Genomic DNA, 8199 nt, shown 5'->3' with positions numbered 1-8199 from the left:
ATATTATATTATATATTTAAATAATCAGAAATACGAGTTAATATTTAACAGCTTTCTCATATAATAACAGTATGACAATAACTGAAGAATTTCTTGTTTAGGAAGGTCAGAAGATATATAATATATCTATTAATTACCCAAGAATAGGAGTGATATAACATGGGTTTAACTATTGGAATTGTAGGAGCTACAGGTGCAGTAGGGCAAAAGATGATTGAAGTGATTATGGAAAGAAATTTACCTGTATCGAATCTAAGACTTTTTGCATCTGAAAAATCATCAGGAAAAATTATTAGACTAGATAAGTATAATAAAGAAATTACAGTAGAACTTCTCACAGAAGATGTTATGAAGGAAAAGTACGACTATCTATTATTTGCAGCAGGTGGAAGTATATCAGAAAAATTTGCACCAATAGCTAGAGATGCAGGTAATATGGTAATAGATAATTCATCACATTTTAGAATGGTTGAGAATATACCTTTAGTAATACCAGAAGTAAACTCCCATGTCCTAAGGGGATATAGAGGAATAATAGCTAATCCAAATTGCTCTACTACTCAAATGATAGTAGCTATAGCGCCTTTATATAGGAAATATGGCATAAAAAGGATTGTAGTATCTACTTATCAAGCAGTGTCTGGAAGTGGATACAAAGCTATAGATGAATTACAAAACCAAATAAGGGATGAAGAATATCCAAATAAAGTATATCCAAGAAAAATAGCTGGAAACTGTATACCTCACATAGACGTATTTAATGATAATGGATTTACAAAAGAGGAGTTAAAAATGGTGCATGAAACACATAAGATTCTGGAAGATGATTCAATAGAAATTAATCCTACAGCAGTTAGAATTCCAGTTTTTTATGGTCATAGTGAATCAATTTATCTGGAGCTAAAAGAAGAAGTAGATATAAATAGCATTAAAGAAATATTAGAAGAATCTCAAGGTATAATAGTAGATGATGACCCGGAGATGAATAGATATCCTACACCTATAGAAGCAGCAAATACAGATTTTACCTATGTAGGGAGAATAAGAAAAGATCTTTATAATCCAAAGGGGTTATCTCTTTGGGTAGTGGCAGATAACCTTAGAAAAGGTGCAGCCACTAATGCTGTTCAAATTATAGAAGCAATAGAGAATATTAAAATGGAGGGATAGTTAATGTTTAAGGGAGCAGGTGTTGCTATAGTTACCCCATTTAAGAATGGAAAATTTGATAAGGATGGCTATGAAAGACTAATTGACTTTCAAATTGAAAACGGAACCCAAGCTTTAATAGTATTAGGTACAACAGGTGAGGCTTCAACACTTAGCTATGAAGAAAGGGAAGAAGTTATTCGTACAGCAATAGAAAAAAATGCTAAGAGGATTCCAATTATAGTAGGTACTGGTTCTAATTGTACTGATGTTGCAGTTAAATATACTAAACAGGCAGAAGAATTAGGTGCTGATGGAATACTAATTGTTACGCCTTATTATAATAAATGTACGAATAAAGGGATGATAGCCCATTTTACAGCAGTAGCTAATGCTACAAAGTTACCAGTTATATTATATAATGTACCTGGCAGAACAGCAGTGAATATACCTCCAGATGTGGTTGTAGCAATGTCAAAGGTGGAAAATGTTATAGGAGTTAAAGAAGCTAGTGGCAATATTTCACAGATACTAGAGATAAAAAGATTAGTTCCAGAAGATTTTATGATTTACTCAGGAAATGATGATCAGGTAATACCTATATATGCCTGCGGTGGTCATGGAGTTATTTCTGTAGCATCTAATGTTATCCCTAAAGAAATTCAGCATATGTGTGAAGCATTCATGAATGGGGATGTGGAAGAAGCATTAAGGCTTCAGTTAAAATATAAGAGATTCATAGATTTATTATTCTGTGAAGTAAATCCTATACCGGTTAAAGCAGCTTTAGTAGAAATGAATTATATTGAGAATGAACTAAGATTACCTTTAACACCTATGGAGGAAATAAATAGAAATAAACTAGCAGAAGAAATGAGGAAATTAAATATCATTTAGGAGGTTAATATGAATTTATTAATCAATGGGATAAATGGCAAAATGGGGAAAGCAATTAAAGAATTAGCAATACAGGATTCTTATTGGACTAATGTATATGGTTTATGTAGGACGATTCCTATGCCAGCAGATGATATTAAATTTGATGTAATGCTAGACTTTACTCATGAATCCTCATTAGATAGGGTACTTCAAATTGGATTAGATAGAAGATTACCAATTATAATAGGTACTACAGGATATAGTGAAGAACAAAATCAAAAGATAAAGAGAGCCTCTACTAAAATTCCAATTCTTCATGCAACTAATATGTCATTAGGAATGAATCTTTTATTTGCATTGGTGGAGCAAACTGCTGCAATATTAGGAGATAAGACTGATATTGAAATAATAGAAGCACATCATAATAGAAAAAAAGATGCACCATCAGGTAGTGCCGTAACCATAGTAGAATCTATAGAAAGAGGTCTAGGAGAAGTGAGGCCTCACCAATATGGAAGACTTGGTGAATGTCCGAGGGAAAAAGGTGAGATAGGTATTCATGCCATAAGAGGTGGAAATATAGTTGGATACCATGAAGCAAACTTTATAAATGAATTAGAATCCATAAAAATTGTTCACGAGGCTTATGATAGAAAAGTCTTTGCTAGTGGTGCCATAGAAGCAGCTAAATTTATTATTGGAAAAGAACCAAGACTATATAGCATGAAGGATGTATTGAAGATATAAATAGTGAAAAGTGAATGGTGAATAGTGAATAGTTTTAAGTAAAAGCTTGTTGTCTTTTAACTATTCACTATTATCTATTAATTATTCACTATATTTTAGGTGGTGATAAATTGAAAAATAAAATTCTAAAGATACTAAAGGACAGTGAAGATTTTATATCTGGAGAAGAAATGTCTAAGGAGTTTCATATGACTCGTGCTGCCATATGGAAATACATAAATATGTTGAAGGAAGATGGATATATTATAGAATCTATTCCTAGAAAAGGTTATAGAATAATGTCTTTTCCAGATATACTCACATATGAAGAAGTGGCAGAATATTTAGATACTGATTTTATAGGAAGAAATATATACTATTTTAATTCGATAAATTCTACAAATAGAAAAGCCAAGGAAATAGCTTTTGGGGAAAAAGAAGGTACTGTTATAGTGGCGGAGCAACAAGAAGAAGGAAAAGGCAGATTAGGAAGACATTGGATATCTCCAAAGGGAAAGGGTATATGGATGAGTATAATTCTAAAACCTAAAGTAGATCCAATGAAGGTAGCTAAGATAACCTTATTAGGTGCAGCAACAGTATATAAAGCCTTATCTAATATGAATATAAAATCTCAGATAAAGTGGCCAAATGATGTATTAATAGATGGAAAAAAGATTTGTGGGATATTGACAGAGATGAGTGCTGAATTAAATATGATTAATTATGTAATTATGGGGATAGGTATAAATGTTAATCTTGATGAAAGTGATATACCTGAAGAGTTAAAAGATAAAGCTACATCTATTAAGATAATTGAAGACAAAGAAATAGATAGAAAAGAATTATTTGCCAATATTCTTAATGAGTTTGAGAAAATATATAAAGACTTTATAGATAAAGACTCTATATCTGAAGCAATAGATATATGTAAAGCAAATTCTGCATTAATAGGTAAAGACATTAGAATAATCAGAGGAGATGAAGTAAGAGTAGGAAAGGCATTAGACATAAATGAAGAAGGGCATTTGGTCGTAGAATTTGATGGTGGAGTTGTTGAAAATATTTATTCAGGAGAAATATCTATTAGAGGATTAGAAGGATATATATAACAACACTAAATTTATAAGAATAGTTGAACAATTTTCAGACTTATGGTACAATTTAAATAATTTTTAAAATATAGAGAGGTGTTGTTGTGAAGAAAAAGAAAAATGATGCATTTATTTTAGGAGCAGCTTTGTTTTCCATGTTTTTTGGAGCAGGAAACTTAATTTTTCCTCCATTTTTAGGGCTGCTGGCAGGCCAAAAATGGAATTGGTCTATGTTTGGTTTTTTTATTACAGGGATTGGATTGCCTCTTTTGGGAATAATAGCTTCTGCTAAAGCTGGAGGAGATGTAGATAAACTAGGAAGAAGAGTTTCACCCTTATTTAGTAAATTTCTGGGAATAACAGTTGTTTTGGCTATAGGTCCCTTATTAGCAATTCCGAGGACTGGAGCGACTGCTTTTGAAATAGGAGTTTTACCCATTATGCCTAATGGCAATTCTACAATATTTTCTATACTTTATTTTGGGATAACCTTATTATTAGTTATAAAGCCCAATGAAGTAATTGATAAGATAGGAAAGATTTTAACACCAGCCTTACTTATATTATTAGGTCTAATTATAATCAAGGGTCTTTTTGATCCTATGGGTGTACCTGTAGCAGAAAGCTTTGCAAGACCTTTTTCTGAGGGATTTATTAGCGGATATCAAACCATGGACGCTTTAGCCTCCATACTATTTGGCGGAATAATAACTACCTCCTTAATTCAAAATGGATATGATGATGAGAAAGAGCAAATGAACATGACTAGAAAAGCTGGTTTAGTAGCAGTGATAGGATTAACTATTGTTTATGGAGGATTGGGGTACTTAGGAGCTACTGGAGGCTCATTATTTTCAAAGGATATAGAGAAGGTAGATTTGATAGTAAATATAGCAAATAATTCTTTAGAAAGTTTTGGTAAAATAGGTCTTGGAATAGTAGTGTCTTTAGCTTGTTTAACTACTACTATAGGACTTACTGCCACAGTGGGACAATATTTCAATAAGATAAGTAATGGAAAACTAAAATATGAGGCTATAGTAATAGCAACTACTATATTTAGTGCCATTATGTCCATAAGAGGAGTAGAATCTATAATTGCTTTCTCAGAACCAATACTTGTATTCATGTATCCAGTTGTAATAGTCATGATTTTATTAACTATAATTTTAGGTGACAAGCCAAATAAGAATATTTATAGACATGCGATATGTGCAACTTTAATAGTAAGTACACTAGAATTATTATATAGATTTAAAATATGGACATATTTTACCCATGTAGTGGAATATTTGCCTTTAGCTTCATGGGGATTATCATGGCTAGTTCCAGCAATATTGGGAGCTGTTTTGGGAATGTTGATGCCAAACAAATCAGATATTCAAATAAATTAATAAAAAACAGGGTTATCTTAATTTACAGATAACCCTGCTTTATTTAATATTGGTAAAGTCTTAGCTGCAACAACTGAAGCTACTATAAGTTTTAGAAAATCTCCAGGTAAGAAAATAAGACATCCTATTTTCATAATCGTATTGAAAGATAAACCTTTTGCCATTACAATGTTTAGTATGTAATACATATAAGGCAGACCAAATAAATATATAACTATGATTCCAACTAAAGATGCAATCCAAATATTCTTAGAAGATACTTTCTCCCCAGAATGGGCAATCTTTCCAACAATATAAGCTGCAAAAATAAATCCAATAATAAATCCAAAGCTAGGCTTCATTATAGCTTGAACTCCACCAGTAAATTCTGCAAATATGGGTACACCTACTAAACCCAAGAATATGTAGACTATTTGAGATAGAGCACCTAATTTAGGACCCAAAATAAGACCAGATAAAATAACAAATAGAGTCTGCAAGGTTATAGGTACTTCACCTAAAGGAATACTAATAAAAGCTCCTACAGTGGTAAGTCCTGTAAACATAGCAACTAGAGTCATTTGTCTTGTAGATAATTTCATTTTATTACCTCCTATTGTCAACCAATTATATAAAAATAGTTTACAATAGTATAATAAATTAATTTTAGTCAATTGTCAACAGGAAAATATACAGAGGTTTACAAAAGATATTATGATTAGTTATACTTATCTTGATTTCTTTTTCTTTTGTGGATAAAATTGGCCAATGTAACTATTCCACTCATAATTATTACAAAATAATAGCTTATAAATCGCCATAGTATCATTGCAAATACTAAGATTTCTCTAGGAAATATGGTATTATATAATATATAAAATCCACCTTCTGCAGCACCTACAGTGCCAGGTGTAGGTATGAAAGAGACTGCCGTATAATGCAGAGATTGGATTCCAATTATATCTAAAAAAGAAAATCCTATAAGCCCAATAGCTAAATATACAAAGTAAGTTATTGAAAAGTAAAATGTTAGCTGTAAAAAACTAGTTAAAATTAAAAGTAAAGTAATTCTCTTGTCTTCCTTCATATGATTTATACTAACTGTATAGTCCACAAGACCCTTATCTATTTTATTTTCTAATTTTCTAATATCTTTTATTAGTTTTAGTTTATGACCAATAGCAAAAACTTTGGAAGATACTTTTTTTATCAATTTTTCATTACGGAAAAATCCTATTATCATTAATAATATAAAAAGGTTTAATAAGCAGCCAATTGCTATAAAAGGTATAGCAAATTTTACTTTATTTAGTAGAAAATTAAAATTAATTATAAACATGGATATTGAGTAGAATGTAATTACAAGTTGATAAATTAAAAATCTGATTATCATTAATGAAGATACAGTTCCCACTGGGAAACCATTATTTATTAATAAATAGATTTGTGCAGGTTGACTTCCACTGGAAAATGGTGTAATTGCACCATAATATTGACCGATCATAGTAATTATAAAAGATGATTTAAAGCTACCTTCAATATCCAGTACCTTTCTTATTTTATAAATTATATATGCATCAAATATCCAGTATAATATTATGCATAAAAAGCCTAAGGAGAGATAAAATTTATTGGTTTTACCTATTAATTGAGGAAAATTAGAGAAATCATTTTTATAAAAGAAGATCCAATAAGTTAATCCTAGAGAAACTATTAATAAAATGTAATTTATTATCTTTTTCATATATTGAACCCACCTTGTGTGTTTCTTCACTTTTTTTCTTAGGCTTTTAAAATTAAGTTATCTCTTATTAAAAATTAATATATGTCAAAGACCTTTATGCTAGGCCAATTTCATCTATTTAAAGTACAATCATTGATTAAATTTTCACTAAGATAAACAACATTATTAGGGCAGAATCCATTACCCATTTTCTCCATGTTTTTTTTCATGCTATTAATAACAGATGGATTTTTCATAATATATTCTATTAGGCTTTTAATTTCCTTTATCTGATATACATATATGCCCATACCATTTTTTACCAAGAAATCTAAGTTTTCTTTTTCTTGACCGGGAATATAATATGGAATAATCATGGGCAGTCTTTTGGCTATTGCTTCTGATACAGTTAAACCTCCTGGTTTTGTTATGAGTATATCTGAATTTTCCATGATAGATGGTATATTAGTAGTAAATCCATAAAGAGTAATTTTATTGCTTTTAATTAGGTTAGTATATTCTGTTTCTATAGAAAGTTTTAATTTTTTATTATTTCCACAAACAGCCACAATATGATAATCACCGTCTAGAGTTATTATATTATCTAATACCTTTGTCATACTTTTTAGACCTAAGCTTCCTGCCATCAATAATATCTGGAAAGGCTTTTTATTTATAGGGGCGATATTACACTTATCTAAAAATTCGGCTTTGATTGGTATGCCATAAGGGAATATTCTATCCTTAGATACGCCTTGAGCTAATAAGGTTTTTCCTGTATGTTCACTAGCAACAATATATGCATCTACATTATCATTTACATAAATTTTATGTGCCTCATAGTCTGTTACTACAGAAATAAAAGGTATATTGATAAGGTTCTTTTCCTTCAAATGTCCTACCATACTTATGACAAATGAGTGAGTTGAAATAATCAAATCTGGATTTTCTTCTAATATCATATTATAAATTTTCTCCTTAGCAATTTTAGCTAAAGATATATTAAGCAATTTATTAGTTTTTTCTTTATTGCTGATATCATATAGATTTCCATATAATTTAGGGAAATTATTAACTATAATTTTACATGAACCAGAGATAAAAGAATCGAAGCTTTTACTTATAGCTAATAATGCATCTACTTTTTTAACTATAAAATCATGTTGAGTAAATTCTTTTTCTAGGCATGAGGCTGCCTCATTATGACCGCCTCCTATGGAGGCAGTAAATATTAGTACTTTTTTCATATATAAGT

8 protein-coding genes are annotated in these 8199 nt (G+C 30.3%); 5 read left to right on the top strand and 3 right to left on the bottom strand.

Annotation, left to right across the window (positions count from 1 at the left end; genetic code table 11):
- Nucleotides 1–159 precede the first annotated feature (159 nt).
- The 5 genes from RDK80_RS14385 (at nucleotide 160) to brnQ (ending at nucleotide 5242) form a co-directional block, all read left to right on the top strand.
- Nucleotides 160–1170 (top strand): aspartate-semialdehyde dehydrogenase, encoded by a 1011-nt coding sequence (locus RDK80_RS14385; protein WP_308524658.1) that lies wholly within the window; start codon nucleotides 160–162, stop codon nucleotides 1168–1170.
- 3 nt (nucleotides 1171–1173) lie between these two features.
- Nucleotides 1174–2046, top strand: a complete 873-nt coding sequence (gene dapA, locus RDK80_RS14380; protein ID WP_308524657.1) for a 4-hydroxy-tetrahydrodipicolinate synthase — start codon at nucleotides 1174–1176, stop codon at nucleotides 2044–2046.
- 9 nt (nucleotides 2047–2055) lie between these two features.
- The gene (dapB, locus tag RDK80_RS14375; RefSeq protein WP_308524656.1) at nucleotides 2056–2775 is read left to right on the top strand and encodes a 4-hydroxy-tetrahydrodipicolinate reductase; all 720 of its coding nucleotides are present in this window, start codon (nucleotides 2056–2058) and stop codon (nucleotides 2773–2775) included.
- A gap of 110 nt (nucleotides 2776–2885) precedes the next feature.
- The gene (locus RDK80_RS14370) at nucleotides 2886–3866 is read left to right on the top strand and encodes a biotin--[acetyl-CoA-carboxylase] ligase (protein WP_216559959.1); all 981 of its coding nucleotides are present in this window, start codon (nucleotides 2886–2888) and stop codon (nucleotides 3864–3866) included.
- An 86-nt stretch (nucleotides 3867–3952) separates the two neighbouring features.
- Nucleotides 3953–5242, top strand: coding sequence for a branched-chain amino acid transport system II carrier protein (gene brnQ / locus RDK80_RS14365; protein ID WP_308524655.1), 1290 nt, complete (start codon nucleotides 3953–3955; stop codon nucleotides 5240–5242).
- A 17-nt stretch (nucleotides 5243–5259) separates the two neighbouring features.
- Here the strand turns inward: brnQ and RDK80_RS14360 are convergent, their stop codons facing one another.
- The 3 genes from RDK80_RS14360 to RDK80_RS14350 all read right to left on the bottom strand — a co-directional run bounded on the left by RDK80_RS14360 (nucleotide 5260) and on the right by RDK80_RS14350 (nucleotide 8191).
- Complete coding sequence (locus tag RDK80_RS14360; protein WP_094903139.1) at nucleotides 5260–5823, bottom strand: biotin transporter BioY; 564 nt, start codon at nucleotides 5821–5823, stop codon at nucleotides 5260–5262.
- A 116-nt stretch (nucleotides 5824–5939) separates the two neighbouring features.
- Nucleotides 5940–6965: a lysylphosphatidylglycerol synthase transmembrane domain-containing protein gene (locus RDK80_RS14355; RefSeq protein WP_216559955.1), complete on the bottom strand. Its 1026-nt coding sequence runs from the start codon at nucleotides 6963–6965 to the stop codon at nucleotides 5940–5942.
- A gap of 110 nt (nucleotides 6966–7075) precedes the next feature.
- Nucleotides 7076–8191 (bottom strand): glycosyltransferase, encoded by a 1116-nt coding sequence (locus RDK80_RS14350; protein ID WP_216559954.1) that lies wholly within the window; start codon nucleotides 8189–8191, stop codon nucleotides 7076–7078.
- Nucleotides 8192–8199: the final 8 nt, after the last annotated feature.

The organism is uncultured Tissierella sp., assembly GCF_902479755.1.
Lineage (GTDB): Bacteria > Bacillota > Clostridia > Tissierellales > Tissierellaceae > Tissierella > Tissierella carlieri.
Note: the sequence above shows the minus strand (reverse complement) of the source record. Positions and strands in the feature narration are given on the sequence as shown.

Excerpts from the sequence above, each read along its gene's own strand:
- RDK80_RS14385 (WP_308524658.1), top strand. The coding sequence starts at position 160 with ATGGGTTTAACTATTGGAATTGTAGGAGCTACAGGTGCAGTAGGGCAA.
- dapA (WP_308524657.1), top strand. The coding sequence starts at position 1,174 with ATGTTTAAGGGAGCAGGTGTTGCTATAGTTACCCCATTTAAGAATGGA.
- dapB (WP_308524656.1), top strand. The coding sequence starts at position 2,056 with ATGAATTTATTAATCAATGGGATAAATGGCAAAATGGGGAAAGCAATT.
- RDK80_RS14360 (WP_094903139.1), bottom strand. The coding sequence starts at position 5,823 with ATGAAATTATCTACAAGACAAATGACTCTAGTTGCTATGTTTACAGGA.
- RDK80_RS14355 (WP_216559955.1), bottom strand. The coding sequence starts at position 6,965 with ATGAAAAAGATAATAAATTACATTTTATTAATAGTTTCTCTAGGATTA.
- RDK80_RS14350 (WP_216559954.1), bottom strand. The coding sequence starts at position 8,191 with ATGAAAAAAGTACTAATATTTACTGCCTCCATAGGAGGCGGTCATAAT.